The organism is Caulobacter sp. KR2-114 (assembly GCF_049446115.1).
In the GTDB taxonomy this organism is placed as follows: Bacteria; Pseudomonadota; Alphaproteobacteria; order Caulobacterales; family Caulobacteraceae; genus Acaudatibacter.
This window is the reverse complement of the sequence record NZ_JBMSEC010000004.1, coordinates 100,091-115,051: the sequence shown is the minus strand read 5'-3', so window position 1 is coordinate 115,051 and position 14,961 is coordinate 100,091. Positions and strand designations below refer to the sequence as shown.

The 14,961-nt window shown below is 71.8% G+C and carries 16 protein-coding genes; 7 read left to right on the top strand and 9 right to left on the bottom strand.

What is annotated here, in order from left to right:
• Nucleotides 1–5 precede the first annotated feature (5 nt).
• Nucleotides 6–1,763, bottom strand: coding sequence for a hypothetical protein (locus ACO2Q3_RS15835; RefSeq protein WP_423308189.1), 1,758 nt, complete (start codon nucleotides 1,761–1,763; stop codon nucleotides 6–8).
• 76 nt (nucleotides 1,764–1,839) lie between these two features.
• A complete protein-coding gene (phaR, locus tag ACO2Q3_RS15830; protein WP_423308187.1) occupies nucleotides 1,840–2,481 on the bottom strand; it encodes a polyhydroxyalkanoate synthesis repressor PhaR in 642 nt (213 codons plus the stop codon).
• 199 nt (nucleotides 2,482–2,680) lie between these two features.
• On the opposite strand from phaR, the gene ACO2Q3_RS15825 reads away from it, so the two are divergent.
• The 3 genes from ACO2Q3_RS15825 to ACO2Q3_RS15815 all read left to right on the top strand — a co-directional run bounded on the left by ACO2Q3_RS15825 (nucleotide 2,681) and on the right by ACO2Q3_RS15815 (nucleotide 5,491).
• Nucleotides 2,681–3,856 carry an acetyl-CoA C-acetyltransferase gene (locus ACO2Q3_RS15825; RefSeq protein WP_423308185.1) on the top strand — a complete coding sequence of 392 codons (1,176 nt, stop codon included), beginning with the start codon at nucleotides 2,681–2,683 and terminating at the stop codon, nucleotides 3,854–3,856.
• A gap of 82 nt (nucleotides 3,857–3,938) precedes the next feature.
• The gene (gene phbB / locus ACO2Q3_RS15820; RefSeq protein ID WP_423308183.1) at nucleotides 3,939–4,664 is read left to right on the top strand and encodes an acetoacetyl-CoA reductase; all 726 of its coding nucleotides are present in this window, start codon (nucleotides 3,939–3,941) and stop codon (nucleotides 4,662–4,664) included.
• A gap of 95 nt (nucleotides 4,665–4,759) precedes the next feature.
• Nucleotides 4,760–5,491, top strand: a complete 732-nt coding sequence (locus tag ACO2Q3_RS15815; RefSeq protein ID WP_423308181.1) for a DUF4908 domain-containing protein — start codon at nucleotides 4,760–4,762, stop codon at nucleotides 5,489–5,491.
• Between the two features lie 149 nt (nucleotides 5,492–5,640).
• Here ACO2Q3_RS15815 and ACO2Q3_RS15810 read toward each other — a convergent pair whose 3' ends face one another.
• The 5 genes from ACO2Q3_RS15810 to ACO2Q3_RS15790 form a co-directional block, all read right to left on the bottom strand.
• On the bottom strand, nucleotides 5,641–7,152 hold the full coding sequence (locus tag ACO2Q3_RS15810) for a sensor histidine kinase (RefSeq protein WP_423308179.1): 1,512 nt from the start codon (nucleotides 7,150–7,152) through the stop codon (nucleotides 5,641–5,643).
• 70 nt (nucleotides 7,153–7,222) lie between these two features.
• Nucleotides 7,223–7,936, bottom strand: coding sequence for a TVP38/TMEM64 family protein (locus tag ACO2Q3_RS15805; protein ID WP_423308177.1), 714 nt, complete (start codon nucleotides 7,934–7,936; stop codon nucleotides 7,223–7,225).
• On the bottom strand, nucleotides 7,933–8,985 hold the full coding sequence (locus tag ACO2Q3_RS15800) for a quinone-dependent dihydroorotate dehydrogenase (RefSeq protein ID WP_423308175.1): 1,053 nt from the start codon (nucleotides 8,983–8,985) through the stop codon (nucleotides 7,933–7,935). Before ACO2Q3_RS15800 ends, ACO2Q3_RS15805 begins: the two co-directional genes overlap by 4 nt.
• Nucleotides 8,982–9,326, bottom strand: a complete 345-nt coding sequence (locus ACO2Q3_RS15795) for a DUF952 domain-containing protein (RefSeq protein WP_423308173.1) — start codon at nucleotides 9,324–9,326, stop codon at nucleotides 8,982–8,984. Before ACO2Q3_RS15795 ends, ACO2Q3_RS15800 begins: the two co-directional genes overlap by 4 nt.
• A gap of 30 nt (nucleotides 9,327–9,356) precedes the next feature.
• Nucleotides 9,357–9,866 carry a SixA phosphatase family protein gene (locus ACO2Q3_RS15790; protein WP_423308171.1) on the bottom strand — a complete coding sequence of 170 codons (510 nt, stop codon included), beginning with the start codon at nucleotides 9,864–9,866 and terminating at the stop codon, nucleotides 9,357–9,359.
• A gap of 100 nt (nucleotides 9,867–9,966) precedes the next feature.
• Between ACO2Q3_RS15790 and metX the strand changes: the two genes are divergently transcribed.
• Both metX and metW read left to right on the top strand, forming a co-directional pair.
• Nucleotides 9,967–11,136, top strand: coding sequence for a homoserine O-acetyltransferase MetX (gene metX, locus ACO2Q3_RS15785; RefSeq protein ID WP_423308169.1), 1,170 nt, complete (start codon nucleotides 9,967–9,969; stop codon nucleotides 11,134–11,136).
• A 40-nt stretch (nucleotides 11,137–11,176) separates the two neighbouring features.
• Nucleotides 11,177–11,842, top strand: coding sequence for a methionine biosynthesis protein MetW (gene metW, locus ACO2Q3_RS15780; protein ID WP_423308167.1), 666 nt, complete (start codon nucleotides 11,177–11,179; stop codon nucleotides 11,840–11,842).
• A 221-nt stretch (nucleotides 11,843–12,063) separates the two neighbouring features.
• Here the strand turns inward: metW and ACO2Q3_RS15775 are convergent, their stop codons facing one another.
• Nucleotides 12,064–12,408, bottom strand: coding sequence for a P-II family nitrogen regulator (locus tag ACO2Q3_RS15775; RefSeq protein WP_423308165.1), 345 nt, complete (start codon nucleotides 12,406–12,408; stop codon nucleotides 12,064–12,066).
• A gap of 10 nt (nucleotides 12,409–12,418) precedes the next feature.
• The gene (locus ACO2Q3_RS15770; RefSeq protein ID WP_423308163.1) at nucleotides 12,419–13,261 is read right to left on the bottom strand and encodes a class I SAM-dependent methyltransferase; all 843 of its coding nucleotides are present in this window, start codon (nucleotides 13,259–13,261) and stop codon (nucleotides 12,419–12,421) included.
• Nucleotides 13,262–13,342: 81 nt separating this feature from the next.
• Between ACO2Q3_RS15770 and gloB the strand changes: the two genes are divergently transcribed.
• Together gloB and ACO2Q3_RS15760 are read left to right on the top strand one after the other, a co-directional pair.
• Nucleotides 13,343–14,104, top strand: coding sequence for a hydroxyacylglutathione hydrolase (gene gloB / locus ACO2Q3_RS15765; protein WP_423308161.1), 762 nt, complete (start codon nucleotides 13,343–13,345; stop codon nucleotides 14,102–14,104).
• A 116-nt stretch (nucleotides 14,105–14,220) separates the two neighbouring features.
• Nucleotides 14,221–14,949 (top strand): hypothetical protein, encoded by a 729-nt coding sequence (locus ACO2Q3_RS15760; protein WP_423308159.1) that lies wholly within the window; start codon nucleotides 14,221–14,223, stop codon nucleotides 14,947–14,949.
• Nucleotides 14,950–14,961: the final 12 nt, after the last annotated feature.

Sequence of the window (14,961 nt, the reverse complement as noted above, 5' to 3'; positions counted from 1 at the left end):
CCCCGTCAGTCCAGCCAGGCGGCGGTCGGCAGGTTCCAGGGGCGGCGGCCGTCGATGCGGCAGACCGAGCGGGGCGAGGCAGGCGTTACCGTGCGTTTGATCGCGTCGAACCAGTCGGTCTGGCGGCGCGGTGGGACGACGGCCAGATCCGGCCGGCCCAGCCGCAGGAAGGCGACATAGGCCGCCTCGCCGACGTCGATGCTGCGGCGCAGGCGCTGGGTGGTCTCGGCGATCGCCTGCGGCCCGTCCGGCAGCCTGCCGCCGGCCCGGCAATAGCCGAGCACCGCCCCGGCGGTCGCCATCCGGTCCGGCGCGTTCAGCGCCTGGCGCAGCACCGGCCCGCTGGCGGGCGCCGCGTCGCCCAGCCGGGTCAGCAGGGTCGGGGCGCGGGCGAACCAGCCGGCGCGGGGCGCCAGGGCGATCAGCCGGCCGCTGATGCGGTCGAAGGCCGCCGGCGGCAGGGCGGCGACCACCTGGCCGATCTCCCAGACCATGCCGTCGTCGCGGTGGGCGACGGCGTCTTCCAGCAGCCCCATCATGGCGTCGGCCCGGGCGGCGAGCTGGTCGGCGTGCGGCGCCATGACCGCGCCGAAGCCGGTCTCGACGCGGGGACTGCGGCCGGCGAGCACCTCGTCCAGCCGCGCGCTGGCGTCGGCCCGGCGCTGGGCCTGCAGGCCGTCGATCAGCGCCAGCACCGGCGCGCGGTCGCCGGAGATCCGGACGGTCTCGGCCGCGTCGACCTCGGCCGCGCCGCGGTCGAACAGGCCGCGCGACGGACGCACGATGCGGATGGTCCGCGGTTGCAGGTTCAGCGCCGAGGCCAGCGCCGCGGCGCCGGCGTCGTCGCCGGACTTGCCCGAAACGCCCAGCGGCATGGGGAAGCGCAGCAGCTGGGCCGTGCAGTCCCAGCGGCTGTCGGCGTCATTCAGGCCACAGCCGATCACCGGCAGGGGGATGGGCATCAGGATGGCGGCCGTGCCGTAGACCCGCGTCGCGCCGGCGCCGCCGGGGCCGGTGACGCCCAGGGTCCAGATGGCGGTTTCCAGCAGCCCGCCGCCACCCTTCGCCTGGGTCCTCTGGCTGGTGACCAGCGGCGCCGCCGGCGTTTCCGGCATCTCCAGCAGGCACGCGTTGGCCAGCGGGACGCGGTCGACGTCGACGGGGGCGGTGCGGACCTGGATCGCGTCGGTGACCTCGACGGCGTCACAGTCGGCCTTCAGCCACAGACGCGCGGACCGATAGGACGGGGCCGGCGAGGGCGGCATGACGAGCGGTTCCGCGGCGCCGCGGCGCGTGAACCGCCGGTAGTGGCCCGGCAGCGGATAGGGCCTCGCGTTCGCGTCGATGAAGGCTGCCGGGAGCTGGTAGCCAGACACCAGAGGCTTCAGCGTCTGATAGTCCGTCACCAGCGCCTCGCGCGCCGGATCGAAGGCCATCGGCGTGGCGGCGTTGCGTCCGTCGATCTCGGCCTTCACGCCCAGGTACTGGACAAAACCCGCGCCGCTGGCCGCCAGGTTGCCGCCGTAGGCCAGGATCGGGACCAGCAGCGTCCAGCGCGGCAGCGCGCGGCGCCAGGCGTCGATGCCGATGGTGATCAGCAGCAGGTTGACCAGCACGATCGACCAGGCGGGGGCGCCCAGCATCATGAGGAGCAGACCGGTCCAGACGAACCACTGCCCGGCGATCACCAGCCCCAGCAGGATGGCCACGAACAGCGAGGCCGGCAGTTTGCGCGGCGGCCGTGTCAGCATCGCTTCAGCCATGCGGATCTCCCGTCATGGTTGATCAGCTAGGGCGGAAGTCCGAACAACGGGTTGACGCGGGCGCCGCCCGCGACGGTCAGGAACCCTTCTTCGAGGCCAGCGCCGCCAGCTGCTGCTGCATCGCCTCCATCTGCCGGCGCAGTTCGGCGAGGGAGTCGGCGTCGCCCTTGGGGGGCTCGGCGGTCGGTTCGGCGGCCTTGGCGGGGGTTGGGGCGGCGCCCGCGGCGTCTTCCGGGCGGAAGGCGAAGGGGGAGAACATCTTCATCGCCCGGTCGAACAGCTGCAGGTTCTGGCGGATCTGTTCCTCGTAGCCGGCGATGCCGGTGATGCCGGGCGGGCTGATGGCGCTGAACTGGCTGCGCAGCCGCTCCTGCTGGCGGATGAAGCTGTCGAGCGACAGTTCCAGGTAGCTGGGCAGGAAGGCCTGCATCTGGTCGCCGTAGAAGCGGATCAGCTGGCGCAGGAACTGGATCGGCAGCAGGTTCTGCCCGCGGCTCTCTTCCTCGAAGATGATCTGGGTCAGCACCTTGCGGGTGATGTCCTCGCCCGTCTTGGCGTCGTAGACCACGAAGTCGACGCCGTCCTTGACCATGGTCGAGAGGTCTTCCAGCGTGATGTAGGTGCTGGTGGCCTTGTTGTAGAGCCGCCGGTTCGCGTACTTCTGGATCACCACGCGGTCGGCGCCCCCCGGCGCGCCCGCTTCAGACTCGTTCGCCATCGTGTTTCCCGGCCCCCCGTTACGTGAGGGGTTTTTCGCACTGCAGTATCGCGGATGCAAATCGGCAGCGCCAGTGCTGGATGGGCGCCGCGCACCGGGTCGATCCTGCGATCGGGTAACGTCATCAATCCTATGCGTGACGAACGCCGCGTGAGTGTGCTTTGTGGCTGACAAAGCCATTCTCGCAAGGGAGCCTCCCATGAGCGACATCGTCATCGTCTCCGCCGCCCGCACCCCGGTCGGATCGTTCAACGGGGCCCTGTCCAGCCTGCCCGCCCACGAACTGGGCAGGGTGGCGATCCAGGCGGCCGTGCAGCGCGCCGGCATCCAGCCCTCCGACGTGCAGGAGGTGATCATGGGCCAGGTGCTGCAGGCCGGCGCCGGCCAGGGCCCCGCCCGTCAGGCCTCGGTCAACGCCGGCATCCCGGTTGAGAGCCCGGCCTGGAGCCTGAACCAGCTGTGTGGCTCGGGCCTGCGCGCCGTGGCGCTGGCGGCCCAGCAGATCAGCCAGGGCGACGCCGACATCGTCGTGGCCGGCGGCCAGGAGAGCATGAGCCAGTCGCCGCACGCGGCCAACCTGCGCAACGGCCAGAAGATGGGCGACCTGGGCTTCGTCGACACCATGATCAAGGACGGCCTGTGGGACGCCTTCCACGGCTATCACATGGGCCAGACGGCCGAGAACATCGCCGCCCGCTGGCAGATCACCCGCGAGGACCAGGACCGCTTCGCCGTCACCTCGCAGAACCGCGCCGAGGCGGCGCAGAAGTCCGGCCGCTTCGCCGACGAGATCGCCCCGGTGACCATCAAGGGCCGCAAGGGTGACACGGTGGTCGACCAGGACGAGTTCATCCGCCACGGCGTGACGCTGGAGAGCATCTCCGGCCTGCGCCCGGCCTTCACCAAGGACGGCTCGGTCACCGCCGCCAACGCCTCGGGCCTCAACGACGGGGCCGCCGCCCTGGTGCTGATGACCGCCGACGAGGCGAAGAAGCGGGGCCTCAAGCCGCTGGCGCGCATCGCCAGCTGGGCCCACGCCGGCGTCGATCCGGAGATCATGGGCACCGGCCCGATCCCGGCCAGCAAGAAGGCGCTGGAGAAGGCGGGCTGGAAGGTCGCCGACCTCGACCTGATCGAGTCCAACGAAGCCTTCGCCGCGCAGTCGCTGAGCGTGGTGCGCGAGCTGGGCCTCGACCCGGAGAAGGTGAACGTCAACGGCGGCGCCATCGCCATCGGCCACCCGATCGGCGCCTCCGGCGCGCGCATCCTGACCACCCTGCTGCACGAGATGGGCCGCCGCGACGCGAAGAAGGGCCTTGCCACCCTGTGCGTGGGCGGCGGCATGGGCGTGGCCATGTGCGTGGAGAAGCTCTGAGCGTCGCCCGACAGGGTCGTCTCGGGCAGTTGATTTCAACGAGAGGCCCGCAGCCTAGGCGGGCCAGGGAGAACGCAAGGCTATGAGCAGGGTCGCATTCGTCACCGGGGGAACCCGCGGCATCGGCAAGGCCATCACCGCCCGCCTCAAGGCCAGCGGCTACAAGGTGGCCGCGGGCTACGCCGGCAACGAGGTGGCGGCCAAGGCCTGCGCCAAGGAGCTTGGCGTGATGATCGTCAAGGGCAACGTCTCCAGCTTCACCGACTGCGCCCAGGCGGTGAAGGACGTCGAGGCCGAGCTGGGACCGATCGACACCCTGGTCAACAACGCCGGCATCACCCGCGACGCCATGCTGCACAAGATGACCGAGGAGCAGTGGATCGAGGTGATCCAGGTCAACATGGCCTCGATCTTCAACATGACCCGCAACGTCATCGAGGGCATGCGTGACCGCGCCTTCGGCCGCATCGTCAACATCTCGTCGATCAACGGCCAGAAGGGCCAGATGGGCCAGACCAACTACTCCGCGGCCAAGGCGGGGATGATCGGCTTCACCAAGGCCCTGGCGCAGGAGAACGCCAAGAAGGGCATCACCGTGAACGCCATCTGCCCCGGCTACATCGACACCGAGATGGTGTCGGCGGTGCCCAAGAACGTGCTCGACAACATCATCGCCCAGATCCCGGTGGGGCGCCTGGGCCGGGCCGAGGAGATCGCCCGCTGCGTCGCCTTCCTGTCGTCGGAGGAGGCAGGCTTCATCACCGGCGCCACGCTGACGGTGAACGGCGGTCAATACATCGCAGGCTAGCCTTCGGACCCGTCCAAAAAGCGCCCTGATCCCGGGGCATGCACCTTGTAATGGCGCCGAAACGTTGGGCCCTGAATGGCAGGATTGCCATCGCCGTGGCGCTCGCTGCGGCGATGGCTCTTGGATTCGGCTCGCCGGCCAGCGCCGGGCACGACGTGCTGCGCAACGCGCTGGGCCTGGAGCACATGGACGAGGGCCGCGCCGGCGCCTCGCCGCAGGTGGCGCGCTACAACATCGACGAGGGCGGGGTGTTCGTGCTGGACCGCAGCGCGCCGCACCCTCTGCTCAAGTTTGATGACAGCCCTGAAATCTGGGTGCTGAGCCAGGCGCGCGGGCCGCGGGGCGACATCATCTACAAGAACGACCTGGGCGAGACCATGCTGCGGGCCACGCGGCTGGGCGGGATGACGGTGTTCACCACCAAGCGGCCGGCCGGGTCGGCCGCCCTGCTGGTCGGCCCGACCTCGCCGCTGCGCATGCCGACCCTGGGGCCCGTGGTGCTGTATCAGCGGCTGTTCCAGGCCAGCGTCCGCGCCACCCGCTCGGCCCAGCACCTGGTCGAGTTCGAGGCCCCGGACGCTGACGCCTATTCCGACGCCCTGATCGCCGACGCCGCCGTGATCACCGTGGAAGCCTTCTCAAACCTGGCGTCCCAGCCGGACAGCCGCTCCTCCCTGGCGCGCGTCGGCAAGATCGCCTTCATCGTCGGCCCCAGGACCCAGGCGGCGATGCAGGGCGGTGTCCTGACCATCACCGTCACGCCCAAGGAAGGCATCGCCGGCCGTCCGTCGTCGCGCCGCATCCAGAAGGCGGTCTGGGGGCGGTAGGCGCTCCGCTGGAGCCCCCATCCCCCGCTTCGCGGGGACTTCCCCCAGAGGGGGAAGAGAATTGGCGCTCGAGCCTCTTACACCGTTCTCTTCCCCCCCCCCCTTGGGGGAAGTCCCGCCGAAGGCGGGGATGGGGGCTCCAGCCGGACTCAGTCCTCTCCGGCGCCGTCCGACGCCCCGTCTCCACCGGTCGGCGCCTTGCGCCGTCGCGGCAGGGGCTCCGGTGCGCCCGGCAGGCGGATCTCAAAGGTGGTCCCACTCTCGCCGGTCTCCACCAGGGTCAGGTCGCCGCCGTGTCCCTGGCTCAGCTCCTTGGCGATGGCCAGGCCCAGGCCGGCGCCGCCGCGGCGGGTGGACCCGGCGAACGGCTGGAACAGGTTGGTCTGCGCCCGGTCCGGCAGGCCCGGACCGTTGTCGGCCAGGCGGATCAGGCTGAAGCCGTCGGCCTGGGTCAGGGTGGCGCGGATCTGGCCGACGCCGCCGCGTCCCTCGACCCCGTCGATCGCCTCGCGGGCGTTGCGCATCAGGTTGACCAGGATGCGGTGCAGCTGTTCGGGGTCGGCGTCCACCCGGGCGCCCGGCGGCGAGTCCACCACCAGCCGCACGCCCTCGTGCGACAGGCGCGCGTCCTCGGCCGCCGTCTCGAGCGCCGGGCGCAGCGGCGTGGGCCGCTTGTCGGGGGCCGGCTCCTCGCTCTTGCCGAAGGCCAGCACGTTGGAGGCCAGCACGATGGCGCGGTCGAGGGCGCGCTCCAGCCGCGGCAGGGCCTGGGCCACCTTGGGGTCGCCCGACAGGGCCAGCCGTTCGGACGCGATCTGCGCGCTGGTCAGCATGTTGCGCAGGTCGTGGTTGATCTTGGCCACCGCCGCGCCCAGCGCCGCCAGCCGGGCGCGCGAGGCGAGGGCGGCGCGCAGGTCCGACTGCATCCGGTCGAGCTCGGCCTCGGCCACGCCGATCTCGTCGCGCCGGCCCGAGGGATGGATCGCCGCCTCGGGGTCCTCCGGATTGGCGCGGAACTTCTGCATCGAGCGGGTGATGCGCTGCATCGGCGCCACCAGCAGGAAGTTCAGCGAGAAGAACACCACCGCCCCGGCCATCAGCGAGGTGAAGGCGGCGATCGCCATCAGCCGGCCGAGCTGGGCCAGCAGCTCCTTGCGCAGCGGGGCGTCGGGGGCGACGATCTCGACGAACTCGCCGGGGATGTAGCGCGGCCGGGCGATCACCCGCACCATCCGCTGGCCGCCGCCCATCAGGGTCTGGATCGGCCCGGCCAGGGAGGTGATCGGATTGTCCTGGCGCAGGTCGATCAGATAGGGCGTGCGGGTCAGCCGCGGGGCCTGCAGCACCAGGCGCCGGTTGCCGTCGGCCTGAATCGCCACCGAGACCACCTCGGCCTGTTCCAGCAGCTGCTGCGACAGGTGTTCGGTGACCTGGCCGTTGGGGGCGGCGTCGGCCACGCGCGAGGCCAGCTCGGCGGCGCGCAGCCGGTCGAGCAGCCACTGTTCCTGGAAGGCGGCGAGGTTCGGCGGCAGGATCAGCAGGTTGGCCACCACCACGATCAGCACGGTGACCAGCAGCAGGCGCGAGGAGAGGCCGCCGAGCCTCGGGAACCGGCGCTCGCCTGACGATCGGGGCTCGGGCAGGGACGCGTCGTCCGCCATGGAATCCCGTTACTTGAGAAGCCGCGCCGTAGCAATGAAACGCACCGTCGCGGCGAATCCGGAAGCCGTGTCAGGCCGCGCGGCGCCGCATCCACAGCCGCCAGCCGATCGGCAGGGCCGACAGCGCCGCCAGGCCCGCCAGCGGCACGATGATGCGCGGCTCCTCGAACAGCGAGGCGTCGATCCGCCCGCCGCGCTCGAACACGACCCCCAGGCCCGAGCCGAGGCCGGCGAACACGAAGCACACCGGCGAGGTGCCCAGCAGCGTCGCCGCCATCAGGTCGCGCAGCCGCACCCGGGCCAGGCCCGCCGCGACGTTGGTGGCGAAGAACGGCATCATCGGGATCAGCCGCAGCGTCAGGAGGTAGGAGAAGGCGTTGCGCGTGAAGCCGGCCTCGATCCGCTGCACGATCGGCCCCGCCTTCTGCGTCGCCCAGTCGCCGAAGGCCGTGCGGCAGGCCAGGAAGACGATGGCCGAACCCACGGTGCAGGCCGTCAGGGCCGCCAGGCCCCCCACCAGCGTGCCGAACAGGAAGCCGCCGGCGGTGGTCATCGCCCCGGGACCCGGGATGCAGGCGACGACGATCAGCACATAGATCGCCACATAGGCCAGGACGCTCAGCACCGGGTGCGCGGTCACGAAGGCGGTCAGGGCGTGGCGGTGCGCCGCCAGCTCGGAGAGGTTCAGGTGGCGCCAGGCGCCCGACAGGATCGCCGCGGCCAGCAGGCCCAGCACCAGGGCGATCAGGCCATAGCGCCGCAGAAGTCCCGCGAGGAGGGTCACGCGCCCACCGCCTGGCTCAGGCTTGCGAAGCCGTCGGCCTTCAGCCGCGCGGCCAGGTCGCGGCGGATGCGCATCACCAGCCCAGGCCCCTCGAAGGCGAGCGCCGAATAGAGCTGCACCGCCGCTGCGCCCGCGCGGATCTTCTGGTAGGCGTCCGCCCCGCTGGCGATGCCGCCGACGCCGATCAGCGGGATGCGGCCGGCGGCGGCGGCGTGGAAGGTCCGCAGCACCTGGGTGGACGGCGCCATCAGCGGCGCGCCCGACAGGCCGCCGGTCTCGCCGCGGCGGGGCGAGCGCAGGCTGTCCGGCCGCGCGACGGTGGTGTTGGAGACGATGATGGCGTCCAGGCCGTGCGCCAGGGCCGCCTCGGTGATCGCTTCCGCCTCGCCGTCCTCCAGGTCCGGCGCGACCTTGAGAAACACCGGCGCCGCGCCCCCGTCGGCGGTCACCGCCGTCCGCGCCTCCCCCACCCGGCCCAGCAGATCGTCCAGCGCGGCCCGCGTCTGCAGGGCGCGAAGGCCCGGCGTATTGGGCGAGGAGATGTTGAGCGTGAAGTAGTCGGCCAGGCCCCACAGGCGCTTGAGCCCGGTCACGTAGTCGCCGATGCGATCCTCGGCGTCCTTGTTGGCGCCGATGTTGGCCCCCAGCACGCCCCGCCGCCGCTCCCGCCGCGCCAGCCGGCCGGCGAAGGCCTCCAGGCCCTGGTTGTTGAAGCCCATGCGGTTGATCACCGCCCGGTCCTCGCTCAGGCGGAACAGCCGCGGGCGCGGGTTGCCGGCCTGGGGCAGCGGGGTGACGGTGCCGCACTCGACGTAGCCGAAGCCGGCGGCCAGCATGGCGTCGGCCACCTCGGCGTTCTTGTCGAAGCCGGGGGCGAGGCCGACGGCGTTGGGCAGGTCCAGCCCCGCAAGCGTCGTCGCCAGCAGCGGGTCGTGCGCCGGATGGCGCGGCCCCAGGCCCGCCTTCAGTCCCGCGATCGCCAGGCCGTGGGCGTCCTCCGGGTCGGCCAGGCGCAGGGCGCGGGTCGCCAGGCCATGCAGGTCACTCACGGGACGAGCTCACCCAGGTCCGGCAGACCGTCGGCCTGCAGCGGGGCGGGGCGGGCCTCCAGCACCTGGTCGCAGGCCAGCGGGCCGTAGAGGTGGGGGAACAGGGCGCCGCCGCGCGATGGCTCCCATTTCAGGGCCGGCCCCAGCGCCTCGGCCTCGATGGCCAGCACGTAGAGATCGGCCTGCCCGGCGAAATAGCGTCGGGCGGTCTCGACGGCCTGGTCGGCCGCCGAAAAGTGGATGAAGCCGTCGGCCAGGTCGACGGCGGAGCCGTCGAACCGGCCCGTGGCCAGGGCGGCCTCCCATTCGGCGCGCGGCAGGATCTTGTAGATGCGGGTCATGCGGGCGTCTGTTCGTCGGGCTGTCTGGGCCTATTCGCCCTCGCCGCCGTGCTCGGAGGCCAGGAACAGGCCGTCGAACGAGGCGCGGCCGGCCGGGTCGATCAGGAAGGCGGCGGCGGTGGAGGTGGGGAACCGGGCGTCCATCTTGTCGACCTGCCAGGCGGGGGCGCCACCCTCCTCCAGCAGCATCACCGCCAGTTCGTGCAGCCCGGGATTATGGCCGACGATGATCAGGGTCTCGCCCTCGTCGGCCCAGGCTTCGGCCTCGGCCATGATCTCCTCGGCGGAGGCGTTGTAGAGGGCGTCCACCACCTCCATGCGCGCCGCGGGAAACGCCGCCCGGGCGCAGTCCCAGGTCTCCTGGGTGCGCTTGGCCGCCGAGACCAGGGCCAGGTCCGGCGTCAGCTTCTCGCGCGCGAGCACGCCGGCGATCAGCGCCGCATCCTCGCGCCCGCGCGGCGCCAGCGGGCGATCGATGTCGTCCTGCCCCCGGCCTCTCGGCTCGGCCTTGGCGTGGCGGAAAAGAATCAGACGGCGCATCGGCAAGGCACTCCCCGACTGACGTCTTAGCCGCTCGCCTCGCCGGCCGAAACCGCTGCTGGTGGTTGACAGCGGGGAAGCTTTGACCCCTCCAAGGCGCATGAGCGACGGAGACCTGCTGCAGGCGCGCGTCGATGCGCCGGTCGACGAGGGCGGGGGGACCATGCGGTTCCCGGCCGAGGCCGTGCTGCGCCTGGAATCGGGCGCCCGCATCGAAGGCCTCGAGATCGGCTACAAGACCTACGGCCGGCTGAACGCCGAGCGCAGCAACGCGGTGCTGGTGTGCCACGCCCTGACCGGCGACCAGCACCTGGCCTCGCCGCACCCGATGACGGGCAAGCCGGGCTGGTGGGACAAGATGGTCGGCCCCGGCCTGCCGCTGGATCCGGCGCGCTATTTCATCATCTGCTCGAACGTCATCGGCGGCTGCATGGGCAGCACCGGCCCGGCCTCGACCAACCCGGCGACCGGCGAGCCCTATGGCCTGAGCTTCCCGGTGATCACCATCGCCGACATGGTCCGCGCCCAGGCGATGCTGATCGAGGCCCTGGGCGTCGAGCGCCTGTTCGCCGTGGTCGGCGGCTCGATGGGCGGCATGCAGGCGCTGCAGTGGGCCGCGGACTTCCCGGAGAAGCTGTCGGCGGTGGTGTGCATCGCTGCCGCGCCCCGCCACTCGGCGCAGAACATCGCCTTCCACGAGGTGGGCCGCCAGGCGATCATGGCCGATCCGGACTGGCGCGGCGGCGACTACGCGCGCCTCGGCGTGCGGCCGGAAAAGGGACTGGCGGTGGCGCGCATGGCCGCGCACATCACCTACCTGTCCGAGCCGGCCCTGCAGCGGAAGTTCGGGCGCGAGCTGCAGCGCGACGGCCTGTCCTGGGGCTTCGACGCCGATTTCCAGGTGGAGAGCTACCTGCGCCACCAGGGGGCCAGCTTCGTCGACCGCTTCGACGCCAACTCCTATCTCTATATCACCCGGGCGCTCGACTATTTCGACATGGCCGCGGCGCATGGCGGGGTGCTGGCCGAGGCGTTCCGGCGGGCCAGGGACGTGCGCTTCTGCGTCTTCTCGTTCACCTCGGACTGGCTCTATCCCACCGAGGAAAGCCGCACGATCGTGCGGGCGCTGAACGCGGCGGGCGCGCGCACCAGCTTCGTCGAGATCGCCACCGACAAGGGCCACGACGCCTTCTTCCTGGACGAGCCGATCCTGCGGCAGGCGCTGCAGGGGTTCCTGGATTCCGCCGCCCAGGCGCGAGGCCTGACGTGAGGGCCCCTGACGTGAGGGTTCCTGAGGTGAGGGCTTGGGCGTGAACACGGGACCGGTCCGCGAGGACTTCCAGGAGATCCTGCGCCTGGTGCGCCCCGGCGCGCGCGTGCTGGACATCGGCTGCGAGGATGGCGACCTGCTGGAACTGCTGGCGCGCGAGAAGGACGTCGACGGCCGCGGCCTGGAGATCAGCCCCCAGAACGTCTCGGCCTGCCTCGCCCGCGGCCTGGCGGTGGTGCAGGGCGATGCCGACCGCGACCTGGACTCGTTCCCGGCCCAGGCCTTCGACTATGTGATCCTGTCGCAGACCCTGCAGGCGGTGCTGAACCCGCGGCATGTGCTGGGCGAACTGCTGCGCATCGGCGGCCAGGCGATCGTCTCGCTGCCGAACTTCGGCCACTGGCGCGTGCGGCTGGACCTGCTGCTGCACGGCCGCATGCCGATGACCGGCTCGCTGCCCGAGCCCTGGTGGTCGACGCCGAATATCCACCTGTGCACCCTGCGCGACTTCACCGCCCTGTGCGACGACCTCGGCCTGCGCATCGACGCGGCGGCGCGGCTGTCGGCCGGCCGTCCGGCGCGGCCGATCGATCCCTCGCGGCCGATCGAGAACTGGCGCTCGGAAGCCGGCCTGTTCCTGCTCAGCCGCCGTGACGGCGCGGCCCCAGCGGCCGCGGCGCCGGCGAAGGCGGACTTGTTCGGGTAGATCTGCGGAGGCGGCCCTGCGCCCCGATCCTCTTCCCCCACTGGGGGAAGTACGGCCGAAGGCCGGGATGGGGGCTCCCGTGCGCCAGCCCCTGGGCGAGCGTCCGCTCTCCGCTGGAACCCCCTACCCCCGCTTCGCGGGTACTTCCCCCAGTGGGGGAAGAGAAGCGGCGCTGTTGCCCGGACGACACCTGCTACGCCGCCTCGGTCGCCCCAAAGACCTCACCCGCTGATCGCGGCGGCGTCCAGTTCGCCGGTGCGTATGCGGATGGCGTTTTCCAGGTCCATGACGAAGATCTTGCCGTCGCCGATCTTGCCGGTGTTGGCCGAGGCGCTGATCGCCTCCACCACGGCGGTGACGATGTCGGACGGCACGGCGATCTCCAGCTTCACCTTGGGCAGCAGCTTCACCTCGTACTCGGCGCCGCGGTAGACCTCCGTCTTGCCCTTCTGGCGGCCATAGCCGCGCACCTCGGTCACCGTCAGCCCGGAGGCGCCCGCCTCGGTGACGGCTTCCAGGACCGCGTCGAGGCGGCTGGGCTTGATGACGGCGGTGATCATTTTCATGGGGAAACCTCTACTCGGCCCGGCGACCGTGAAGTTGGACCAAAACCGACCCGCCTCCAAGCGCCTCACCGTAGCCGTTCGTTCCGGCGCCTGAAGAAATGGCGCCCGAAGTGGCGATGCCGGAGAGGGCGCGGCCGCGGGTGGCCGGCTGCAGCACCCCGGGCGCCGGCGCGCGGGCGCGGACCTTCGCCCCCTTCGGCCGCACCGCGAAAGTCTGCTTGACGGCTTCCAGCAGGATCAGCCCGGCGAACGGCGGCCACAGCAGGGCGCCGGCCTGTTCGAAGCCCTCCGCCCAGCGCGCGGCCCAGCCGAAGGGCGGGGCGTAGAGCGCCCGCGTCCAGCCGGTGGGCTCGAGGTCCGCTTCGCGAACCAGGGTCTCCAGCTGGCGGCGGCTGTAGGGACGGCCCTGGCCGAAGGGGGTGGCCTCGGCGTCGGCCCACAGGCCGTGGCGGGCGGTGACCACCAGGATCGCCCGGCCCGACGGGGCCAGCACGCGGTTGACGTCCCGCAGCAGGGCCAGGGGATTGTCGGCCTCTTCCAGGGCATGCACCGCCAGCACGCGGTCGAACAGCGACGGCTGGAAGGGCAGGGTGGTCTCGTCCACCAGGCAGGCGAGGTTGCGCTCGCCCATCGGCCAGGCTTCCACGCCCTGGCCCGCCGGCATCGCGGCGACCGCCCGCCGCGCGCCGCGGCTGACGCTGTCGAGGAACGGCGTGGCGTAGCCCAGGGCCAGCACGTCCAGGCCGTTGGCGGTCTCCCAGGCCTCGTTGACCTTGCGCGCGACCATGGTCCGGGCGGCGCGGCCGAGCGGGGAGGCGTAGAATTCTCGCAACTGAAGCACGCCCTGGCGCATCGGGGCTCCGTTTCGATTCGGCTTCAATGTAAGGTCGCCGCGGTCCTTTTGTCCTCTCCCCGCCCTGCCGGAGCGTTTTGCATGCCTCTCACCGTCCACCAGTTCCCCTGCCTGTCGGACAACTACGGCTTCCTGATCCGCGACGAGGCGACCGGCAAGACCGCCACCGTGGACACCCCCGACGCCGCCGCGATCCTGGCGGAGCTGAAGACGCTGGGCTGGGGCCTGGACCTGATCCTCAACACCCACTGGCATGCCGACCATGCGGGCGGAAACGCGGAGATCAAGGCGGCCACCGGCGCCACCATCGTCGGCCCGGGCGAGGTCACCCGCATCGCTCCGCTGGACCGCCAGGTGGGCCAGGGCGACGTCGTCGAGCTGGGCGAGACCCGGTTCGCGGTGCTGGAGACCGGCGGGCACACCCTGGGCCACATCTCCTATTTCGACGCGGCGGACCACGTCGCCTTCGTCGGCGACACCCTGTTCGCCCTGGGCTGCGGGCGGCTGTTCGAAGGCACGGCCGAACAGATGTGGACCAGCCTGCAGAAGCTGGCCGCCCTGCCGGACGACACCCGCGTCTACTGCGCCCACGAGTACACGGCCTCGAACGCCCGCTTCGCCCTGTCGGTGGACGACGGCCCGGCGCTGAAGGCGCGGGCCGACGCGGTGTTCGCCGCCCGCGAGCGCGGCGAGCCCACCGTGCCCACCACCATCGCCCTGGAGAAGGCCACCAACCCGTTCCTGCGCGCGCCCGCCCTGGCCGGGCGGGTGGGCAAGGCCGGCGCGCCGGACTTCGAGGCGTTCGGCGCGGTGCGGGCGGCCAAGGACGGCTTCAAGGGCTGAGGCGCGACAGCCTGCCGCGGGCCCGGACTCATTTCCGACTTCGTTTGGCCGCCGCAAGTTCATGAATTTTCAGCCCTCTGGGTCCGAACTGATGGGAATCAGTCCGGGGGGCTTCATTGCGCTTTGCTGGATATCGCCTGGCCCGTGCGGCCTTGGGCGCCGCTGCGGGACTGGCCGTGCTGGTCGGCGCGTCCCAGGCCTGCGCCACCGACGGGCCTGACGAGGCCCTGCTGGACCGGCTGCTCGACAGCCTGCTGGCGGCGCCGGCGCCGACGAACGCGCCGCCGGACCTGTTCGGCCTGACCGGCGTGCGGCTGGGGCAGACGATCTACGACAGTGTCTGGCGCGAAGCCTCCAACAGCGCCCTGCCGACGGGCGACGCCGACTTCGATCGGGCGGTCGCCAGGCTCGCCAGCCTGCCGCTGCGCGAGCGGGTCGCCGGCGCCAACGCCTGGGTCAACGCCCACATCCCCTATGCCCCCGACCCGACCCTGTCCAAGCACTGGGGAACCCTGGCCAGGAGCCTGGCGCGCGGCAGCGGCGAGCACACCGACATCGCCATCGCCAAGCTGCAGCTGCTGGCCGCGTGCGGCACGCCGCGGCGTGACCTGTTCGTGGTGCTGGTGCGCGACTGGGCGCGCGAAGCCGACGACGCCCTGCTGGTGGTGCGCGACGGGCCTGACGCCTACGTGCTGGATTCGCGCCACGACGCGCCGCTCGCCCCCGGTCACACCGATCGCTACTTCCCGGTGCTGGCGCTGAACGTGGACGGCGCCTGGGTGTTCGGACGCCGGCAGGCCGGCGGCGCCGCTGGCCTGGACCAGGCGACCTTCATCGGGCCCTAGGTTCGGCGACCG

Coding starts and splice junctions, on each gene's coding strand:
- ACO2Q3_RS15835 (WP_423308189.1), bottom strand. CDS start 1,763: ATGGCTGAAGCGATGCTGACACGGCCGCCGCGCAAACTGCCGGCCTCG.
- phaR (WP_423308187.1), bottom strand. CDS start 2,481: ATGGCGAACGAGTCTGAAGCGGGCGCGCCGGGGGGCGCCGACCGCGTG.
- ACO2Q3_RS15825 (WP_423308185.1), top strand. CDS start 2,681: ATGAGCGACATCGTCATCGTCTCCGCCGCCCGCACCCCGGTCGGATCG.
- phbB (WP_423308183.1), top strand. CDS start 3,939: ATGAGCAGGGTCGCATTCGTCACCGGGGGAACCCGCGGCATCGGCAAG.
- ACO2Q3_RS15810 (WP_423308179.1), bottom strand. CDS start 7,152: ATGGCGGACGACGCGTCCCTGCCCGAGCCCCGATCGTCAGGCGAGCGC.
- ACO2Q3_RS15795 (WP_423308173.1), bottom strand. CDS start 9,326: ATGACCCGCATCTACAAGATCCTGCCGCGCGCCGAATGGGAGGCCGCC.
- ACO2Q3_RS15790 (WP_423308171.1), bottom strand. CDS start 9,866: ATGCGCCGTCTGATTCTTTTCCGCCACGCCAAGGCCGAGCCGAGAGGC.
- metX (WP_423308169.1), top strand. CDS start 9,967: ATGAGCGACGGAGACCTGCTGCAGGCGCGCGTCGATGCGCCGGTCGAC.
- ACO2Q3_RS15775 (WP_423308165.1), bottom strand. CDS start 12,408: ATGAAAATGATCACCGCCGTCATCAAGCCCAGCCGCCTCGACGCGGTC.
- ACO2Q3_RS15770 (WP_423308163.1), bottom strand. CDS start 13,261: ATGCGCCAGGGCGTGCTTCAGTTGCGAGAATTCTACGCCTCCCCGCTC.
- gloB (WP_423308161.1), top strand. CDS start 13,343: ATGCCTCTCACCGTCCACCAGTTCCCCTGCCTGTCGGACAACTACGGC.